Consider the following 17,934-nt stretch of genomic DNA (forward strand, 5'->3'; position numbering starts at 1 on the left):
CTCCGAGGCGGCAAGTCGCGCGCAGTCTCCCAGCCTTGCCAAAGATTAACAAGGCCGGGATTGTCACAGCCGCGCGGATCGGCTGCCGGGCCAAGACGGCCCGGCGTAGGTGCCCCGCTCAGGCGGCAGGTGCCGTTTTCTTCTGCACCACATAGATGTGCTCGCAGGCCAGAACCACCTCATCGCGCTGGTTGAGCACCTGCACCGTCTCGAACAGCTTGCCCGACTGCGGGCGCTTTGGGTCGTCCTCTTTGCGCGCGGCGGTGACGCGGGTGCGGATGGTGTCGCCGATGAACACGGGCCGGACGAAGCGCAGCCGATCATAGCCATAAGAGAAAGACAGCGGGTTGATCTCGGTCGCCGTCAGCCCGACGCCGATGGCAAAGATCATCGTGCCATGGGCGATGCGCCCGCCAAACTCGGATTTGGCCATGAACTCGGCGTCCATGTGATGCGGGAAGAAATCGCCAGTGTGCCCGGCGTGGACGACGAAATCGGTCTCGGTGATCGTGCGGCCATAGGTCTCGCGGGTCTCGCCGATCTCGATCTCTTCAAGGTAGCGGGGACGTTCCATCATGGGGTCTCCTGAATGGGGGTCAGCGGCGCGGCAGAGGCGGCATAGCAGGCCTCGACCAGCGCCATGGTGCGCCAGCCGTCCGCAACAGGGGCGATGAGCGCCTCTTCTCCGGCGGCGGCGCGCTGCAGGTTGTGCATGCGGGCGGTGAAGCTCTCGGTGAACCACGAGCCGGTGAGCGGGATCGCTTGCCAGCCGCTGCCGTCGTTGATCTCCAGCACGTCGGGCTCGCCCTTGGGGTAGTCGAGGTTCACGCCCAGCTTCATATAGGCCGCGCCCTTGGTGCCCGCGACGCGCAGCTCGCAGGCCTGATGCGGGCGCCCGAAGTCCCAGTCGTGGTTGACCGAGAGCAGGCAGCGCAGCTCGGGGCCGTAATCGAGGATCGCCGCAGTACGTGTCTGCGCGACGGCGTGGCTCGGATGACCGAGCGTGCGGGCCGAGACGCCCTTGGGGTCGCCCACGAGGTGCCGGATCAGGTCGAGGTAATGGATCGAATGCATGGCGATCTCGATCCGCGGCAGCCCCTCGAGAAAGGTCCAGAGGCCCCACGGCGTGGCCAGCACGCCATGCATCTCGATATCGACCACCTGACCCAGCAGGCCCTTGTCGATGGCGTCCTTCAGCGCCACCGCCATAGGGGCAAAGCGCAGCTGGAAGTTCATCGCCGCCAGCAGATCGCGCTCGCGGCAGATGCGCAGCACCTCTGTTGCGCCTTCCAGCGTGCTGCCCATGGGCTTTTGGATCAGCACCGGCGCGCCTTTCGGCAGTTCGGCAAGGATCCCGGCATGGGCATCGGGCGGCGTGGCAAGGTCAAAGAGCGCATCCGGCACCGCCAGCGCCTCTTCGGCAGAGAGCGCTCGTGTGCCATGTTCGGCGGCCAGCGCCTCGGCCTTGGCATGATCGGGATCGGTGATCCCGGCCACCTCATAGCCGCCTGCGGCCCATGCGGGCAGATGCGCGTCGCGCACGATCGAGCCCGCGCCGAAGATGACGATCGGGCGGCGGGTGCCGGGCGCGGTCCAGTCTTGTTTCAGCGTGTCCATCTTCGCTCCTCAGCCGCGCAGGGTCAGCCCGGTCTCGGCGTCGAAGAGATGCGCGCGCGACAGATCGAGATGGAAGCGCAGCATCTCGCCGCGCTTCACGCTGCGCGGGTTCAGCATCCGCGCCGTCCAGCTTTGGCCGCCGAGTTCGGTGAACAGCAGCGTCTCATTGCCCAGTGGCTCGGACAGCATCACCGGCAGATCGCGGCTTTCCACCGCGTGGCCGCTTTCGCTGTGGATGCCATGCCCCTCGGGATAGACGTCATCGGGGCGCAGGCCCAGCACCACACGCCGCCTGTCGGCGACGCTGAAGGCGGGCGGCAGCGGCAGGGTGGTGCCATCGTCCATGCGCAGCGCGCCGCCGGTGACCACCGCTTCGGCCATGTTCATCGGCGGTGAGCCGATGAAGCTGGCGACGAAGCGCGAGGCGGGGCGGTTGAACACCTCGTCCGGGCTGCCGACCTGCTCGATCACGCCGCCGCGCATGATGACGATGCGGTCGGCGAGGGTCATCGCCTCGATCTGGTCGTGGGTGACATAGACCACCGTAGAGCCGAGCCGGGCGTGCAACTGCTTGATCTCGGTGCGCATCTGGCCGCGCAGCTTGGCGTCGAGGTTCGACAGCGGCTCGTCGAACAGGAACACGTCCGGGTCCCGCACGATGGCCCGGCCCATGGCGACACGCTGGCGCTGGCCGCCCGAAAGCTGCGCCGGGCGGCGCTCCAGCAGCGGCTCGATGTCGAGGATGCGGGCGGCCTCGTTTACGGCGGTGTCGATGGTGGCGGCATCTCGCCCGGCGATCTTCAGCGAGAAGCCCATGTTCTCGGCCACCGTCATATGCGGGTAGAGCGCGTAGGACTGGAACACCATCGAGATGTTGCGATCCCGCGGCGGCAGGTCGTTGACCACCCGCTCGCCGATGCGCAGCTCGCCGCCCGAGATGTCCTCGAGCCCGGCGATCATCCGCAGCGTGGTGGATTTGCCGCAGCCCGAAGGGCCGACGAGCGCGACAAACTCGCCATCGGCAACGTCGAGGTCGATGCCCTTCACCGCGTGGAAGGCACCGTATTTCTTGTCGAGAGTGGATAGGGTGAGCGTGGCCATGTCTTATCCCTTGATCGCGCCCGAGGTCAGGCCCGAGACGAGGTGCTTTTGCACCGCATAGGTCAGAAGAAGCGCCGGAATGATCATCACCACGGCGAGCGCGCACATGCCGCGCCAGTCGATGGTAAACTCGGCGGTGTAATCCAGCAGGCCCACGGGAAGGGTCTTGCTGTCGGTGGAGCGGGTGAGCTGGCTGGCCAGCGCAAACTCGTTCCACGAGGTGAGGAAGGCGAAGATGCCAGCGCTGGCGATGCCGGGACGGGCGAGCGGGAACTCGACTTGCCAGAAGGCCTGCCAGCGGGTGCAGCCGTCGATCTGTGCCGCCTCGGCCAGATCGCGCGGGACCTGCCGGAAGAAGCCGTCGATCAGCCAGATGGTGAAGGGCACGTTGAGCGCCACATAGGCGATGATCATGCCTGCGTGCGTGTCGATCAGCCCGGTCTTGGCGTAGAGAAAGAACAGCGGCAGCGACAGCGCGATGCCGGGCACCGTGCGGGTCAGCATCAGGCCGAGGAACCACGCCGACTTGCCCTTGAAGCGGTAGCGCGCGAAGGCGTAGCCGCCGGACATGCCGATCGCCAGCGAGATGATCGTCGAGGTCACCGCGATGATCACCGAGTTGCGGAAGTATTCAATCACCGGGATGCCGCCCTGACCGACGCCAGAGAACATGTCGACATAGGCATCGAACGACAGCTCGCGCGGGATCCAGACCGGCGGCTTGGCCATGATCTCGACGGTGGGGCGCAGAGAGTTCAGCACGATCCACAGACCCGGCAGGCAGATGATCATCATCGAGATGAACAGCGCGATGTTCAGGGCCCAGGCGGAGCTGCGTTTTTTCAGCCGTGCAGAGGCATTTGCATCCATCACCAGTCCCCCGCGACTTGCGCCCGGGCCTTGCCGAGCTGTGAGAAGAAATAGGCCGTGAAGGCGACCGAGAGCAGGATCGCCACATAAGCCATGGCGTTGGCCATCCCCATGCGCGCGTCCGAATAGGCGGTGCGGGCGATCAGCGTCCACAGCACCTCGGTCCGGCCCGCCGGGCCGCCGTCGGTCATGATCTTGATGATGTCATAGGCCCGCGCCACATCGAGGCTGCGGATGGTCATCGCGATGAAGGCGAAGGGCATCAGGAAGGGCCATGTGACATAGCGGAAGGTCTGCCATGGCGTGCAGCCGTCGACCCGTGCGGCCTCTTGCGGCTCACGCGGCATGGCCATCAGCCCGGCAAGGATGAAAATCGCGAAAACGGCGGTGGAGGACCAGATCTCGGCCACGGTGATGGCGATGAAGGCCAGCTTGCCGTCGATCAGCCACGGGATCGCCTGATCGGTCAGCCCCAGAGATTGCAGCGCGTTGTTCACCAGACCGACGTTGTCGTTGAACATGAACTTGAACTGAAAGCCGACGAGGATCGGCGAGAACATCATCGGGAACATCAGAATGGTGCGCAGCACGCGCTGGCCACGGGTCTGACGGTCCACCAGCAGCGCAAGGCCGAGGCCAATCAGCATCTCGAGGTTCAGCGCCACGGTCAGCAGCAGCACGGTGCGCCCGAAGGCGACCCAGAAATCCATGTCGCCAAAGATGCGCTGGTAATTGCGCAAGCCGATAAAGCTGTAGACGGACTCAGGCCTGGTCAGGCGGAAGGGGGTAAAGCTCGACCACAGCGACAGCGCCAGCGGCAGCACGACCACAGCGGCCAGCACGATCACCGCCGGCAGCAGCAGCACAATATGAGGGGGGAGGCGCGAGGCCTTCATCGTTGTCTCCTGTCAGGGGAAGCGGGCCGCGCGGACGCGGCCCGTGGCAGGGATTACGCCGGGTGGCTCAGAGCTCGCCCGCGTCTTCGAGCACGTAGGTCGCCTCTTCGGCGGCCGTGTCGAGCGCGTCTTGCGCGCTCTTGTCGCCAAGGATCGCGGCCTGCAGTTCGGGGTAGAGCACGTTGGTGATCTCGATCCAGCTTGGCGTCTTCGGCACCGCAAAAGCGGTCTCGGCACCGGTCTGGAAGGCCTGCAGCACTTCGGTGCGATAGGCGTCGCCCTCGGCTTCGGCGATCACATGCTCCCAGACCGAGGTGCGCGAGGGCAGGGGCCCAGCGGCGCTTTCCAGCTTCTGGCTGTCTTCGTTGGTCAGGAACCAGACCAGCGACGCGGCGGCCTCGGGGCTCTCGCAGTCCTGCGTCACCGAGAAGCCGTGGAAGCCCGACCATCCCGAACGAATGCCCGCCGAGCCCTTGGGCGGCGGTGCGACGCCGACATTGCCCGCCACTTTCGACGCTTCGGGATCGTTGAAGAACCCGGCCCAGCCCGGCCAGTCGAGGTTCAGCGCGACGGTGCCCGAGGCAAAGCCCTGACCCAGATCGTCCCAAAGGTAGTTCGGCACGCCCGCAGGCACGGCCTTGGCTGCATAGAGGTCGATGAACCAGTTCAGCGCTTCGACGCCTGCCTCGGAGTTGAACGCAGGCGCGCCATCGGCGTCGAGGAATTCACCGCCATTGGCCACGAGGATCTCGTAGAAGCGCCCTGCGATGGCTTCTTCCTTGCCCGCATATTGCGTGCCGTAGAAATTCGGCGCGTCGGCAAAGAATTTCGCCTGATCGGCGACCTGCTCCCACGTCTCCGGCACCGCGAGCGGGTAGCCGTATTCCGCCTCGAAGGCCTCGGCCTTGGCGGCGTCTTCGTAGAGGCTCTTTTGATAATAGAGCGCCGAGACGTCGAACTGCGCGCGCGGCAGCATCACCAGCTTGCCGTCCAGCGTGGCGGCCTCGATGTTGCCCGCCACGAAATCGGCCAGCGCCTCCTCGGGCAGATATTCGCGCAGGTCGACATAGATGCCGGGGTATTGCGGGGCAAAGGATGAATGGTTCGAGCCGACGCACCAGCCCAGTTGGCCGGTGGCGATGTCGGATTTGATCTCCCGGTCAAGCTCGAAGTGGTTCTTCTTCGAGATCACCTCGACCTTGGCGCCCGTCGCCTGCTCCCATTCGGCGATGCGCGCATAAAGCGGCTCATACTGCTGGCCGCCGATCAGCTTGGCCTCGATGGTGACGCCCTCAAAGCTGCCGGGCAGATCCTGCGCGACAGCCGCGCTGGCAAGCGCCAGCACCGCCGCGGAGGCGGTGGTCAGATATTTCATGGTTCTCCTCCCTGAAAATCCGCGAGACAAAATTTGCTCACTTATGGATAATCTATTTATATGCAAATACCGACCGTGCCCGCCTGTCAAGGTTTTCCGCTGGATGTGCAGAGGGTATTCTTATATGAATGACAAAATTCACAGAGAGCAGAATGACCGACACCGCTGACCGTTACCGCGCGCCGGCCCTCGACAAGGGGCTCGATATTCTCGAGCTGCTGGCGGGGATCGAAGGCGGGCTCACCCAGTCCGAGATCGCCAAGGCGCTCGGACGCTCCCCCAATGAATTCTACCGCATGCTCGAACGCCTTGCGCGGCGCGGCTATGTCGCGCGGGTCGAGGGGGATCGCTATGCGCTGACGCTGAAGATGTTCGGCATGGCGCAGTTTCACGCGCCGACGCGTCGGCTGGCCTCGCTGGCCACGCCGCTGCTGCGCGATCTGTCCGAGCGAACCCGGCAGGCGAACCAGCTGGTCGTCTTTGATCGCGGCAATGCTGTGGTCATCGCCCAGCAGGAGGCGCCGGGCTACTGGGGCATCTCGATCCGCGTCGGCAGCCACATCAACCTGTTCGACACCGGCTCGGGCAACGTGCTGCTGGCCTTCGCCAGCCCCGAGCGGCGGCAGATGATGGTGGCCGAAAACCGCGACACCGGCGCCCCGGCGCGCGACATCCCGCCCGAGCTCGAGTCGCGCTTCGAGATGGTGCGCGCGCGCGGCTATGAGGTGAAACCCTCGGCGCAGACCGTCGGCGTGACCAACCTCTCCGCGCCGGTGCTTGCGCCGGGCGGCGAGGCGATTGCTGCCGTGACCATCCCCTATCTGCCGCTGGTGGACAGCGAAGGCGCGCCCAGCCCGGAAGAAGCGACCGAGGCGTTGCTGGAAACCACCGCCGCCCTGTCACGCTTCGCCGGCAATGGGGCTGAGGGGGAGACATTCGCATCTGAATGATTCATTCTTGAGTGAATGCATCACTCAGGGAGGACTTCATGTCGGACGATGCGATCCTGGACAGCCATCTGCATCTCGTGAACCGAGCGCGGCTGGAGTACCCATGGTTGTCGGGTGCCCCGGCGCTCGACCGCGACTGGCCGCTCGAGACCTATGCGCAGGAGGCGCGGCGCCTCGGCATCACCGGCGCGCTGCACATGGAGGTGGATGTCGCTGACGCGCAGATCGAGGCCGAGACGCAGTGGCTCGAGGAGGTTGCGCAGGCGGGGGTCTTTCCGCTCTTAGGGGTGATCGCCGCCTGCCGCCCCGAGGCAGAGGATTTCCCGGAGTTCCTCGACCGCGCGACGTCCCGGTCGCTGGTGGTGGGGTTCCGCCGTCCGCTGCATGTGGTGCCCGACGCGCTGTCGCAGACCGAGACCTTCCGCGCGAACCTGCGCCTGCTGGCCGACAAGGACCTCCCGTTCGACCTCTGCGTCTTGGCACGTCAGTTGTCGCTTGCCATCGAATTGGCGGACGCCGCGCCGAATGTGCGCTTCGTGCTCGATCATTGCGGCGTTCCGGATATCGCCGGGGGTGGCTGGGAGCCATGGGCGGAGGCGCTCACGGATCTCGCGCGGCGTCCGAACGTCAGCGCCAAGATCTCGGGCGTGATCGCCTATGGCGGCGAGGACTGGACGCTGGACGAGTTGCGCCGCTGGGTCGAACACACCGCCCAGACCTTTGGGTCGGATCGCATCTGCTGGGGCGGCGACTGGCCGGTCTGCACCTTGGGCGGCGGGCTCTCCACTTGGGTGGCGGCCACAAGGGCGATCGTCTCCGGGTGGAGCGGGGATGAGCGCGCCGCGCTCTACAAGGGCAACGCGGCGCGCATCTGGAAGCTTTGAGCGGGCTCAGAAGGTCGCGGCGAAAAGCTGGTCGAGGTCGTCCATGGCGGCCTCGAACTCCCCGTCCTTCAGCGCCGCGTTGAGCCGCTCGGAGGCCGCCTGCTGGAACGGCATGTACCCATCGTGCCGGGGCCGCATCCACGCCGCATCCAGCGTTGCCAGCGTGCCCGAATAGAAACTGCCCGCGCCCGCGTCGACCTCTGCCGAAGTCCATGCATCGCGGTGCCCGGCCTGACCGCCCGCGCTGGCCCAGAGCCCCGCCTGCGCCTCGGGCCCCGCCGCATGGCGGGCAAAGGCGATGGCCGCCTCGGGGTGCTGGCCAAAGGCCGAGACGGCCAGCCCGGTGCCCCCGAGCGCGCTGCCTTTCGGTCCAGCGCCGGGCGCGGCCTCGGGGATGTCGTGGAAGGTCACGCGGTGCGGCTTGGCGCCCGGCAGCGCGTAGCTGATGTAGCCATAGATCAGCGGCGCGCAGGCGATGCGGTCGCTTTGCGCCATATGCGCCAGCACTTCGATTGGGTCCATCTCGTAACAGGCCGGATCAACCCGCTGCGCCAGATCCCGCAGCAGCGCCAGCGCGTCCCGCCCTCCGGCGCGATCCACGAACGGCGCGTCCTGCGTGATGCGGCACGGGTGCCCGAGGTTGGCGCAGAGCGTGTAGAAACTCATCAGCACATGCGGCGGGCGCAGCGGGATCATCACCCGGCCCTCGGCGGCGAGCGGCATCACCGCGTCCCAATCCGCCACCGGCGCGCAAAGATCGGGCCGCACCGCCTGCACCTGCGCGGCGGCATCCACCGGCCACGCCCATTGCTGGCCGTCCCATGTGTAGCTCTCGAACGAATGGCCCAGCGAGCCTTGCGCGATCTCGGGGGCCTCCGGCAGCGGCACGAGGCAGCCTTCCTGAGTGATCTGCCCGACATGCGGATGGTCGATGATGATCAGGTCGTAGGCCTTGGCCAGATCCAGCACCGGGTAGCTTTCGAAATCCTGCAGCGAGCGGCGATCCCACGTGATGCGCACGCCCTGCGCGGCCTCCCACTCCTGTGACAGCGCGGCAAGCGGGTCGTAGCCGCGCGGATGATCCCAGGTCATGCCCTTGAGGGTGATCATAGTCCGAATTCCTCCCGGATGAGGCGTGAGTGTTCGCCGACCCGCGGCGCCGCCTGCGCGGTCTGCGGGCGGCAGCCGTTGATGGTGAGCGGGGCGCGGGTGGTGTCGATGCGCACGCCGTCGTCGCGGGTGACGGTCTGCAGCAGGTCGAGCCGCTTGAACGCCTCGGCCGCCATCAGCCCCGACCAGTCGAGCACCTCCGAGCACCAGATGTCGGCGGGCTGCAGGATCGCCAGCCACTCGGCGACGGTCTTTTCGGCCACGCGCTCGGCGATCCGGGTCTTTATGGCGTCGCGGGCAGAGAAAGCGTCGCGCGGCGGGCGCCCGGCCAGATCCGGCAGGTCCATCAGCTCGGCGAGCCGGTCCAGCGGGGTCATCGCCAGCGCCAGATGACCATCCTTCGCGGCATAGACGCCGTAAGGCGCGCCAAGATAGGCATGCGCGCCGTTGATCTCCGAGCGCTGCGGCATGCGCCGCCCGTCGTTGAGCCATGTGGTCAGCACTTCGAACTGCAGATCGACCAGCGCCTCCAGCAGGCTGGTCTCGACGTGCCGCCCGATGCCGTCGATGCCGCGCCGCACCAGCGCCGCCAGAATGCCCTGCGACAGCGCCACGCCGGCGAACATATCGCCCACCGCCAGCCCCATGGGCACCGGCCCCTGCGCGGCGTCGCCGGTGAGCCACATCAGCCCTGAACGCGCCTGCGCCAGCAGGTCCTGTCCGGGGAATTTCACCCAAGGCCCATCGTCGCCATAGCCCGAGATCGAGCCATAGACGAGCCGAGGGTTGAGCGCATGCATCTCCTCCCAGCCCACCCCGATGCGCGCCGCGACGCCGGGGCGGAAGTTCTGGATCATCACGTCGGCTTTGCTCACCAGCTTGCGCAGTGCGGCAAGATCGGCGGGGTCCTTGAGGTCGAGCGCAAGGCTCTCTTTGCCGCGGTTGATGGCGTGAAAGATCGTCGAGTTGCCGCCGATCTCCGTGTCCGACAGATAGAGGTGCCGCGACAGATCCCCGGCGCCCGCGCGCTCGATCTTGATCACCCGCGCGCCGAGGTCCGCCAGCCGCAGCGAGCAATAGGGCCCCGAGAGAAACTGGCTCAAATCGACCACCAGCAGCCCGTCCAGCGGCCGCTCCGGCGCCACCTGCGCGGGGCTCGATGTCTCTGTGGGCGGGGGTGTGGCGGTCATGGCGCTCTCATTCTTCTGTGAAAGATGTCTCCACATATGAATGACTGCTGCGGGGGGCTTCCGTCAAGCCCATTGCGCCGCGCGGCGCTTGCCCCGCTCAAGCGGCATGCTATGACGGCCTCCATGCGTTACGACACACCGCTCATCCCCGCCCGCCTGCTGCGCCGCTACAAACGCTTTCTGGCCGATTGCGCGCTGCCCGACGGGCGCGAGATCACCGCCCATGTGGCCAATCCCGGCAGCATGCTGGGGCTTGCCGATCCGGGCGCGAAGGTCTGGCTGGAGCCGAACGACGATCCCAAGCGCAAGCTCAAATTCGCGTGGCGGCTCTTGGAGCATGAGAGCGGCGTCTTCGCCGGTGCCTTCACGGGCGTCGATACGGGTGCGGCCAACCGGGTGCTGCGCGCCGGGCTCGAGGCGGGGCAGGTGCCGGGGCTCGAGGGCTATGAGACCGTCCGGCCCGAGGTGAAATACGGTGAAAAGAGCAGGATCGATTTCCTGCTCTCAGGTCCGGGCCGCCCGGATTGCTATGTCGAGGTGAAATCGGTGACCCTGTCGCGCCAGCCGGGTCTGGCCGAGTTTCCCGACAGCGTCACCGCGCGCGGCACCAAGCATCTGGGCGAGTTGCGCCAGATGGTGGCGCAGGGGCATCGCGCGGTGATGCTCTATCTTGTGCAGCGCACCGATGCGCGCGAGGTGACGCTGGCCGCAGACATCGACCCGGCTTACGCGCGCGCCTTCGCTGCGGCGCATGCGGCGGGTGTCGAGGTGCTGACCATGGGCTGCGACATCAGCCCCGAGGGGATCAGCCTCGCCGCACCTCTGCCGTTCCGCGCGCCCTGAGCAGGACAATGGTCTTCGTCTAGATCGAAATATCCCGGGGGAGGCCGCGCGCAGGCGCGGACGGGGGCAGCGCCCCCATCCACGGGTTCGGGCTCAGACGAGCTGTGACTTGGGCATTTCACCGCCCTGATTTTCACTCTTCTCGCCTGCGTCCTCGCCCTCATCATTCGAGATATGCAGCGTGCGGGTCGGGAAGGGGATGTCGACGCCATTGGCATCCAGCGCTTCTTTGACCTTGCGCTTCATATCGGCCTGATACTGGAAGTAATCGCCGCTCGCGACCCAGACGCGCACCAGAAAATCGACCGAGCTGTCGTTGAGGTTGTTGACCTGAATAAAGGGCGCAGGCTCGTTCATCGAGCGGGCGTCGCCCATGATCGTGTCGCGGATCACCTGCTCGGCCTGCGCGAGATTGGCACCATAGCCGACGCCAAAGGTCCACTCGGCGCGGCGGGTGTCGTAGACCGAATAGTTCTCGATCACATTGCCCCAGACCTCGGAGTTCGGGATGATGATCTGCGAGTTGCCGATGCTGGCCAGTTCGGTGGTGTTGAGCGTGATGTCCTTCACCGTGCCCGACTGCCCGGCTACCGAGATGAAATCCCCCAGCTTGATCGGGCGGAAGATGATGATCATCACCCCGGCGGCGACATTCGACAGCGTGCCCTGCAGCGCAAGCCCGATGGCGAGGCCCGCAGCACCCAGCGCGGCGATGATCGAGGTGGTCTGCACGCCGAAGGTGTTGAGCACGATCAGCACCGTGAAGATCAGCACCGTATAGCGCGCGATATTGCCAAGGAAGTTGAACAGCGTGTCGTCGAGCTTCGGGCTTCGCGCCGCCATGGCGGTGATCCGGCCCTTGACCCAGCGGCCAATAAAGAGGCCGATCAGCAGCAGCACGATCGCCGCCACCACATTGCCCAGCATCTGCGCCAGATAATCCAAGGTGAACACGTCCGACAGCGACGTGCCGTTGTAGATCTCGGTGTTGAGTACTTCGTTGATGCTGTCCATCGTCCCTCGTTATCCCTTTTCTCGCGTCTGTGCGCGTCTTATCATCACGTTATGCCGTGCCAGTGGGCGCAGCGGCGGGGCGCCGTGCATAACGCGCCCGCGCGGCATTGCGTTCCCCTGCCATCCTCTGGCAATGCAGCACAACACGCATTAAGTATTGAAGGGAAGAGACCCATGGAGCGCCCCGTCTTGCGAAATGACACGAGCGGCCGTCTCACCCGCGACGGCATCCGCATTCACGAAACCGGCGATTTTGCTGGCATGCATAAGGCCGGCGAGCTTGCCGCGCGCATTCTCGACGACCTCGCGCCGCTGGTCTATCCGGGCCAGACGACCGGGGCGATCGACGATTTCATCCGCACTTTGGTGGAAGAGGCGGGCGCGACCTCGGCGACGATCGGCTACAAGGGCTATCAGCACGCCAGCTGCATCTCGATCAACCACGTGGTCTGCCACGGCATTCCGGGCGAGAAGAAGCTGAAGGACGGCGATATTCTCAACGTCGACGTGACGGTCATCGTCGATGGCTGGTACGGCGACACCAGCCGGATGTATGTGGCCGGAAAGCTCTCGCGCAAGGCCGAGCGGCTGATTCAGGTGACCCACGATTTGCTGATGCTGGGCATCGAGGCGGTCAAGCCGGGCAACACGTTCGGCGACATCGGCCATGCCATCCAGAGCTACGTCGAGGCGCAGCGCATGTCGGTGGTGCGCGATTTCTGCGGCCATGGTCTGGGCCGGGTGTTCCACGCCGCGCCCAACGTGCTGCACTACGGTCGCGCGGGCTCGGGCCCGGTGCTCGAAGAGGGCATGTTCTTCACCATCGAGCCGATGGTGAACCTTGGCCGTCCCGAGACCAAGGTGCTGGCCGACGACTGGACCGCGGTGACCCGCGATAAATCGCTCTCGGCGCAGTTCGAGCATTCGGTTGGCGTGACCGCCGATGGGGTCGATATCTTCACCCTCTCGCCGGGCGGCAAGTTCCACCCGACCTGGGGCTGATAGAACGCGCCTTTTCTCAACTCGCCCGGAATCAAGGCGAAGCCGCCGGGCGAGCGCTGGCCCGTCCCGGCGGGCTGGCGCTTGTCATTCTTGCGCTGCGGATTGAAGGCATTCGGACTTGGCCGGGGTAAAGCGCAGATCTCGAAAGTTGCAGCGCCACCCCACGGGCCAGCGCTCGCCCGGCTCTTGTCTCACCGCATCACGAAGGGGTTCGCCATGGGCTCTGCCGAGGTGTTGATCCATGTGGTGCGGGTGCGCGTGTAGTCCTTGATGGCCTCCATCCCCGCCTCGCGCCCGTAGCCGGAATTGCCAAAGCCACCGAAGGGCGCGATGGGCGAGATCGCCCGGTAGGTGTTCACCCAGCAGATACCAGCCCGCAACCGCCCCGAGACCCGGTGCGCGCGGGCGAGGTTCTGCGTGAACACCCCCGAGCCCAGCCCGTAGAGGCTGTCGTTGGCCAGCGCGATGGCCTCTTCCTCGGTGTCGAAAGGCAGCAGCGACATGACCGGGCCGAACATCTCGGTGGTCAGCGTCGCGGTCTCGGGCGAGGCGCATTCCACCAGCGTCGGCGCCATGTAATTGCCCGCGCGCGCCAGCGCAGCGCCGCCGAAGCGGAGGATCGCGCCCTGCGCCTGTGCCTCGCTCAGCGTCTTCGCGATCAGATCCACCTGCGCCCGCGTGCAGAGCGGCCCCATGTGGCTGCTCGCGTCCAGAGGATCGCCGACGGTGATGCCCTGCGCCTTCTCGGTGATCTTGGCCACCAGCGCCTCAAAGATGCTCCGCTGCACCAGACCGCGCGAGCCCGCCACGCAGCTTTGCCCCGAGGCCCCGAAATTGCCTGCGATCAGCGCATTGGCCGCGCCATCGAGGTCGGCATCCTCGAAGACGAGGATCGGGGATTTGCCGCCCAGTTCCAGCGTGGTGACCGCGAAATTCTCGGCCGAGTTGCGGATCACATGGCGGGCGGTGTCTGGCCCGCCGGTGAAGGCGATGCGGTCCACGTCAGGATGACTGGTGAGCGGGATGGCGCAGCCCTTGGCATCGCCGGTGATCACCGAGACCACGCCCGGCGGAAAGCCCGCCTCGTGGATCAACCGGGCGAACTCCAGCATCGGCACTGGCGCCACCTCGGACGCCTTCAGCACCACCGTGCAGCCTGCCGCTAGTGCTGGGCCGAGCTTTGTGGCGGTAAGGAACATCTGCGCGTTCCACGGCACCACGGCGGCAACCACGCCGATCGGCAGGGGCTTCGTGAAGACATGCATGTCGGGCTTGTCGATGGGCAGCACCGCGCCCTCGATCTTATCGGCGAGCCCCGCGTAATAGCGGTAATAATCGGCAACATAGGCGGTCTGGCTGGCGGTCTCGGCCAGAAGTTTGCCGCTGTCGGTGGTCTCCAGCCGCCCGAGCACCTGCGCATTGGCCTCGACCAGTTCGGCCAGCCGGTAGAGCAGTTTGCCGCGCGCGGTCTGGCTGAGGTCGCGCCATTCGGGCGCATCAAGCGCCCGCCGCGCGGCACAGACGGCGCGATCCACATCGCGAGGCGCGGCGCAGGCAAAGCTCGCCCAGTCTTCGCCGCTGGCAGGGTTTTGTGAGCGCATCACCTGCGCGGCGCTGCCCTCGCAGAAGGCGCCGTCGATGTAGAGCGGATAATGGGGAAGGTCGGTCATGGGAGGTCCTCAGGCAAAGGCGGGCAGAACGTCGTCGAGAAAACGGGCGAGGGAGTCGCGCTTGCGCTGATGGGTCATGCCGGTGTCGATCCAGAAGGAGAACTCGTCATAGCCCATGTCCTCGTAGCGCCGCAGGCGGTCGATCACCTCCTGCTTGGTGCCGATAGTCAGATCGCGCAGCAGGTTCTCGGGCGCCATCATGTTGTTGCCCGCGATCTCTTCGTCGCTGAGCGCCTCGATCAGACCGTTGCGGACGGGACGCTTGTTCTGGAACCACGCGCCGAAATAGCAGTAATAGCGTGAGATTTCCTGTGCCGCCTGCGCCACATCCGCGTCGTCGCGGCCCACATAGGTGTGGTGCAGCAGCATGATTTTCGGGGTTTTTCCGGGGCTCTGCGCGCGGGCATCGTCAAAGCGCTGCTTGAGCGTGGTGATCGCCTCCATGCCCTGCCACAGCGGCGTGACCTGAATATTGAAGCCATTCTCGACGCCGAAGCTGTGGCTGGCTTCTTCGCGCGCGGCGATCCAGATCGGCGGGCCGCCCGCCTGCGCGGCTTTGGGCACGGCGGTGGTGGTCGGAAAGCTGTAATATGCCCCCTCATGCGCGCAGTCGCCGGACCAGAGCGGGCGCAACAGCGGCGCGCTCTCGCGCATCCGTGCGCCTGCCTGCGCCGCGTCGAGCCCGGGCATCATCCGTTCATACTCATAGCTATAGGCGCCGCGGGCGATGCCAAGCTCCAACCGCCCGCCGGTGATCATGTCGGTGGCCGCCGCCTCTCCGGCGAGCCGGATCGGATGCCAGAAAGGGGCGATCACCGTGCCGGTGCCGAGGCGCACGTGTTTGGTGTGATGCGCCAGATCGACAATCGACAGAAACGGGTTGGGGGCAATGGTGAATTCCATGCCGTGATGCTCGCCGGTCCAGATCGCCCGCATGCCGCCCTCGTCGGCCATCTTGCACAGCGAAATGAACTCCTCGTGCAGCACCTCATGCGGCTGGTCCGGGGTTAGGCGTTCCATATGGGCAAAGAGGGAAAACTCCATTGCTCGGCTCCTCGCGTTGGGGGTTTTGGGTTGGCCCGCGCCGAATTGGCACGGGCGGCATTGGCTCAGCCCTGCGCCGGGATCAGGCGCAGCAGCTCGGCGGTGACCGCATCGGCATGGGTCATCGGCATCATGTGGGCGGCGTCCGGCAGGACCACGGCGCGGCCCTGCGGCACCAGCGCCGCCATCGCCTGCGTCATCGCCGGGGTGGAGTTGGGCTCGCGCCCGCCGGTCATGAAGAGCGCCGGGCAGCTGAGGCTGCGCAGCGTGTGATCGCGTGGTCCGTCCTCGGCGGCGAACACCCGGTAGGCGGCGCGATAGCCCTCGGGGTCGCCGCCGGTCAGCCAGTCGCGGCAGGCGGCGCGAGCGGGCGTCTCGGCATCCTCGAACCAGCGGCTCAGCGTCGGCTCGGGGTCGGCGATGCGGAGCCCGTCCAGCTGCGCGGCGCGCGCTGCGACGGCCTGTTTCGCCTCGTCCGAGCGCCGGTAGATTGCGTTGAGGCAGGCGAGGGCGCTGACCCTCTCCGGCACCTGCCGGGCGATCTCGGCGGCGATCATTGCCCCCATCGAATGCCCGGCGATCAGCGCTGGCCCGTCCAGCAGTGCCGCGATCCGACCGGCGTAATCCGCCAGCGCGCTTTCTCCGGCCAGAGTGCTTTCGCCATGGCCCGGCATGTCCACCGCCGTGACGCGGCAGTGCTGCGCAAGCGCCTCAAGTTGCGCGCCCCATGCCTCGGCCCGCAGGCCGACGCCGTGGATCAGCAGCACGCGCGGGCCCGCAGACCCCGCCTCGATCCCCGCCAGACCGCCGCCGAGGTCAGACCGCGGCCGGGTTGTCCAGATCATGGCCGAGGTCCTTCAGATCCTGATAGCGATCGCCGATGCGGTGATGCGGACGCCCGCCGGTGGCCGCGCCAAGCACCACGACGATCTCGTCGTCGCGCGGCGCGTCGGGGATGGCGAACTGGATTGTCAGATAGTGCGAGCGCCGCCCGGCATCGTTCTTGTCCATCAGCGGCACCATGATCGGCGCATTGGCTCCGCCGCGGGTGTTGGTGAAGGCGAGGTAGCTCTTGGCCTCCACCGCCTGCCGGTAGTGATTGCCAAAGCGCAGCGTGTGTATGAGGCCCGAGGCGTGCTCGATCTCGCCATTCAGCCCGACAACCGCCGCCTTGCCATAGGCCTCGATCGCCGCGCCGCTGCCTGCAAGGTCGATCATCCGCTGGGTCATCATCTCGCCCAGCACCGGGCCGTAGGCGTGGATCTCGGGCTTAAGGTCCTCGACGTAGCGCCCGGCCCATGGATTGCGCACCACGGCGGCCACGGCGAACATGCGCCACGGCGTGTCGGCGGGGCGAAACCCTTCGATCAGCACCTCTTCGTCATAAGTCACGATTTTCCGAATTTCCGGCTGCATTCACTCACTCCTGTTCGCTCATACAGTGATGCGTGGCCGAGGTGCCGTTTGACAAACGCGGAAATCCGGGGCTTATCCATTAGTTATGCTAATGGAGTGATGCATGCCCCGCGCCTTGCCCCCGGTCGGCTGGTTCCGTGCCTTCGAGGCGTCGGCGCGGCACCTCAGTTTCACCGCCGCCGCCGAGGAACTCGGCATGACGCAATCGGCTGTGAGCCAGCAGATCAAAGCGCTCGAGACCCGTCTCGGCGCGCCGCTCTTCACCCGCAAGCCGCGAGGGCTGGCGCTCACCGACGCCGGGCGCAAGCTGATGCCGCAGGTGGGCTCGGCGCTCGAGATACTGCAGACCGCGACGCTGGCCTTCGACGTGGCCCCCGAGGAAGAGCTGCTGACCGTCGCCAGTTCGGTGAGCATGGCGCATTGGGTGATCGCGCCGCATCTTGCCGATTTCCAGCGCCGCCATCCGACCATCCGCATCCGCTTTGTCAGCGCCATCTGGCCCGATGATTTCCAAAGCGCCATGGCAGATGTGGAGATTCGCTTCGGCTCGCAGCGGCAGGTCGGGCAAAGCGCGCTGCCGCTTGAGCCGAGCGAGTTGATGGCGCTGAAGTCGCCGGCGCTGACTGGTCCTCTGGAGGCGCTGCCGCTGATCGAGTTGGTCGGCACCTCGGTGGGCTGGGATGCGTTCGGCGCGGCGCATGGGCTGAGCGATCTGCGCCCCAGTCACTACGTCAATTCCTACGGCATGGCGCTGCAACTGGCGGTGGGCGGCGCCGGAGTGGCGCTGGTCAGCGCGCTCTTGGGGCGCGACGCGCTCAGCTCGGGGCAATTGGTGCCCGCGCACGCCGGGACGATCGCCGCGCGCGAGGGCTATTTCATCGCGGTACGCGAACAGGTGCCCGCGGCGCGGACCTTCGGTGCATGGCTGAAGGCGCGGATGGCCGAGGGCTGA

General features: G+C 66.4%; 18 protein-coding genes. 5 read left to right on the top strand and 13 right to left on the bottom strand.

The genetic code is table 11. The annotated features are described in order from the left end of the window. Positions 1–118: 118 nt before the first annotated feature. The 6 genes from ACXAD2_RS25215 to ACXAD2_RS25240 all read right to left on the bottom strand — a co-directional run bounded on the left by ACXAD2_RS25215 (position 119) and on the right by ACXAD2_RS25240 (position 5,859). Positions 119–577, bottom strand: coding sequence for a MaoC/PaaZ C-terminal domain-containing protein (locus ACXAD2_RS25215; protein ID WP_475176723.1), 459 nt, complete (start codon positions 575–577; stop codon positions 119–121). Beyond that, on the bottom strand, positions 574–1,617 hold the full coding sequence (locus tag ACXAD2_RS25220; RefSeq protein ID WP_475176726.1) for a Gfo/Idh/MocA family protein: 1,044 nt from the start codon (positions 1,615–1,617) through the stop codon (positions 574–576). Before ACXAD2_RS25220 ends, ACXAD2_RS25215 begins: the two co-directional genes overlap by 4 nt. Before the next feature lie 9 nt (positions 1,618–1,626). Beyond that, complete coding sequence (locus ACXAD2_RS25225) at positions 1,627–2,718, bottom strand: ABC transporter ATP-binding protein (RefSeq protein WP_475176730.1); 1,092 nt, start codon at positions 2,716–2,718, stop codon at positions 1,627–1,629. Positions 2,719–2,721: 3 nt separating this feature from the next. Further along, complete coding sequence (locus ACXAD2_RS25230; RefSeq protein WP_475176733.1) at positions 2,722–3,588, bottom strand: carbohydrate ABC transporter permease; 867 nt, start codon at positions 3,586–3,588, stop codon at positions 2,722–2,724. Next, positions 3,588–4,484, bottom strand: coding sequence for a carbohydrate ABC transporter permease (locus ACXAD2_RS25235; protein ID WP_475176737.1), 897 nt, complete (start codon positions 4,482–4,484; stop codon positions 3,588–3,590). Before ACXAD2_RS25235 ends, ACXAD2_RS25230 begins: the two co-directional genes overlap by 1 nt. 67 nt (positions 4,485–4,551) lie before the next feature. Next, complete coding sequence (locus tag ACXAD2_RS25240; RefSeq protein ID WP_475176740.1) at positions 4,552–5,859, bottom strand: ABC transporter substrate-binding protein; 1,308 nt, start codon at positions 5,857–5,859, stop codon at positions 4,552–4,554. A gap of 152 nt (positions 5,860–6,011) precedes the next feature. On the opposite strand from ACXAD2_RS25240, the gene ACXAD2_RS25245 reads away from it, so the two are divergent. Both ACXAD2_RS25245 and ACXAD2_RS25250 read left to right on the top strand, forming a co-directional pair. After that, a complete protein-coding gene (locus ACXAD2_RS25245; RefSeq protein WP_066109797.1) occupies positions 6,012–6,809 on the top strand; it encodes an IclR family transcriptional regulator in 798 nt (265 codons plus the stop codon). A gap of 38 nt (positions 6,810–6,847) precedes the next feature. Next, a complete protein-coding gene (locus ACXAD2_RS25250; protein ID WP_475176744.1) occupies positions 6,848–7,693 on the top strand; it encodes an amidohydrolase family protein in 846 nt (281 codons plus the stop codon). A gap of 6 nt (positions 7,694–7,699) precedes the next feature. Here ACXAD2_RS25250 and ACXAD2_RS25255 read toward each other — a convergent pair whose 3' ends face one another. Together ACXAD2_RS25255 and ACXAD2_RS25260 are read right to left on the bottom strand one after the other, a co-directional pair. Next, positions 7,700–8,803, bottom strand: coding sequence for an extracellular solute-binding protein (locus ACXAD2_RS25255; protein ID WP_475176748.1), 1,104 nt, complete (start codon positions 8,801–8,803; stop codon positions 7,700–7,702). After that, a complete protein-coding gene (locus ACXAD2_RS25260) occupies positions 8,800–9,993 on the bottom strand; it encodes a CaiB/BaiF CoA transferase family protein (RefSeq protein WP_475176752.1) in 1,194 nt (397 codons plus the stop codon). Before ACXAD2_RS25260 ends, ACXAD2_RS25255 begins: the two co-directional genes overlap by 4 nt. Before the next feature lie 123 nt (positions 9,994–10,116). On the opposite strand from ACXAD2_RS25260, the gene sfsA reads away from it, so the two are divergent. Continuing rightward, positions 10,117–10,836 (top strand): DNA/RNA nuclease SfsA, encoded by a 720-nt coding sequence (gene sfsA, locus ACXAD2_RS25265; protein ID WP_475176756.1) that lies wholly within the window; start codon positions 10,117–10,119, stop codon positions 10,834–10,836. Positions 10,837–10,929: 93 nt separating this feature from the next. Here sfsA and ACXAD2_RS25270 read toward each other — a convergent pair whose 3' ends face one another. Beyond that, positions 10,930–11,850 (bottom strand): mechanosensitive ion channel family protein, encoded by a 921-nt coding sequence (locus ACXAD2_RS25270; protein WP_475176758.1) that lies wholly within the window; start codon positions 11,848–11,850, stop codon positions 10,930–10,932. Positions 11,851–12,024: 174 nt separating this feature from the next. Here ACXAD2_RS25270 and map point away from each other — a divergent pair, with 174 nt between their 5' ends. Further along, on the top strand, positions 12,025–12,852 hold the full coding sequence (gene map / locus ACXAD2_RS25275; protein ID WP_475176762.1) for a type I methionyl aminopeptidase: 828 nt from the start codon (positions 12,025–12,027) through the stop codon (positions 12,850–12,852). Between the two features lie 191 nt (positions 12,853–13,043). Here map and ACXAD2_RS25280 read toward each other — a convergent pair whose 3' ends face one another. From ACXAD2_RS25280 to ACXAD2_RS25295, 4 genes are all read right to left on the bottom strand, one after another. Further along, complete coding sequence (locus ACXAD2_RS25280; protein ID WP_475176765.1) at positions 13,044–14,522, bottom strand: aldehyde dehydrogenase; 1,479 nt, start codon at positions 14,520–14,522, stop codon at positions 13,044–13,046. Between the two features lie 9 nt (positions 14,523–14,531). Next, a complete protein-coding gene (locus tag ACXAD2_RS25285; protein ID WP_475176769.1) occupies positions 14,532–15,566 on the bottom strand; it encodes an LLM class flavin-dependent oxidoreductase in 1,035 nt (344 codons plus the stop codon). Between the two features lie 65 nt (positions 15,567–15,631). Beyond that, positions 15,632–16,411: an alpha/beta fold hydrolase gene (locus ACXAD2_RS25290; RefSeq protein WP_475176772.1), complete on the bottom strand. Its 780-nt coding sequence runs from the start codon at positions 16,409–16,411 to the stop codon at positions 15,632–15,634. Then, positions 16,383–16,982: an amino acid synthesis family protein gene (locus ACXAD2_RS25295; protein ID WP_224904604.1), complete on the bottom strand. Its 600-nt coding sequence runs from the start codon at positions 16,980–16,982 to the stop codon at positions 16,383–16,385. Before ACXAD2_RS25295 ends, ACXAD2_RS25290 begins: the two co-directional genes overlap by 29 nt. Before the next feature lie 103 nt (positions 16,983–17,085). On the opposite strand from ACXAD2_RS25295, the gene ACXAD2_RS25300 reads away from it, so the two are divergent. After that, positions 17,086–17,934, top strand: coding sequence for a LysR family transcriptional regulator (locus tag ACXAD2_RS25300; protein WP_475176774.1), 849 nt, complete (start codon positions 17,086–17,088; stop codon positions 17,932–17,934).

Source organism: Salipiger sp. ABN3_019, assembly GCF_056158605.1.

Bases quoted from the DNA above. Each gene is read 5' to 3' on its own strand.
- ACXAD2_RS25280 (WP_475176765.1), bottom strand. From the start codon at position 14,522: ATGACCGACCTTCCCCATTATCCGCTCTACATCGACGGCGCCTTCTGC.
- ACXAD2_RS25240 (WP_475176740.1), bottom strand. From the start codon at position 5,859: ATGAAATATCTGACCACCGCCTCCGCGGCGGTGCTGGCGCTTGCCAGC.
- ACXAD2_RS25225 (WP_475176730.1), bottom strand. From the start codon at position 2,718: ATGGCCACGCTCACCCTATCCACTCTCGACAAGAAATACGGTGCCTTC.
- ACXAD2_RS25230 (WP_475176733.1), bottom strand. From the start codon at position 3,588: ATGGATGCAAATGCCTCTGCACGGCTGAAAAAACGCAGCTCCGCCTGG.
- ACXAD2_RS25215 (WP_475176723.1), bottom strand. From the start codon at position 577: ATGATGGAACGTCCCCGCTACCTTGAAGAGATCGAGATCGGCGAGACC.
- sfsA (WP_475176756.1), top strand. From the start codon at position 10,117: ATGCGTTACGACACACCGCTCATCCCCGCCCGCCTGCTGCGCCGCTAC.
- ACXAD2_RS25235 (WP_475176737.1), bottom strand. From the start codon at position 4,484: ATGAAGGCCTCGCGCCTCCCCCCTCATATTGTGCTGCTGCTGCCGGCG.
- ACXAD2_RS25260 (WP_475176752.1), bottom strand. From the start codon at position 9,993: ATGACCGCCACACCCCCGCCCACAGAGACATCGAGCCCCGCGCAGGTG.
- map (WP_475176762.1), top strand. From the start codon at position 12,025: ATGGAGCGCCCCGTCTTGCGAAATGACACGAGCGGCCGTCTCACCCGC.
- ACXAD2_RS25245 (WP_066109797.1), top strand. From the start codon at position 6,012: ATGACCGACACCGCTGACCGTTACCGCGCGCCGGCCCTCGACAAGGGG.
- ACXAD2_RS25300 (WP_475176774.1), top strand. From the start codon at position 17,086: ATGCCCCGCGCCTTGCCCCCGGTCGGCTGGTTCCGTGCCTTCGAGGCG.
- ACXAD2_RS25255 (WP_475176748.1), bottom strand. From the start codon at position 8,803: ATGATCACCCTCAAGGGCATGACCTGGGATCATCCGCGCGGCTACGAC.
- ACXAD2_RS25250 (WP_475176744.1), top strand. From the start codon at position 6,848: ATGTCGGACGATGCGATCCTGGACAGCCATCTGCATCTCGTGAACCGA.
- ACXAD2_RS25290 (WP_475176772.1), bottom strand. From the start codon at position 16,411: ATGATCTGGACAACCCGGCCGCGGTCTGACCTCGGCGGCGGTCTGGCG.
- ACXAD2_RS25285 (WP_475176769.1), bottom strand. From the start codon at position 15,566: ATGGAGTTTTCCCTCTTTGCCCATATGGAACGCCTAACCCCGGACCAG.
- ACXAD2_RS25295 (WP_224904604.1), bottom strand. From the start codon at position 16,982: ATGCAGCCGGAAATTCGGAAAATCGTGACTTATGACGAAGAGGTGCTG.
- ACXAD2_RS25220 (WP_475176726.1), bottom strand. From the start codon at position 1,617: ATGGACACGCTGAAACAAGACTGGACCGCGCCCGGCACCCGCCGCCCG.
- ACXAD2_RS25270 (WP_475176758.1), bottom strand. From the start codon at position 11,850: ATGGACAGCATCAACGAAGTACTCAACACCGAGATCTACAACGGCACG.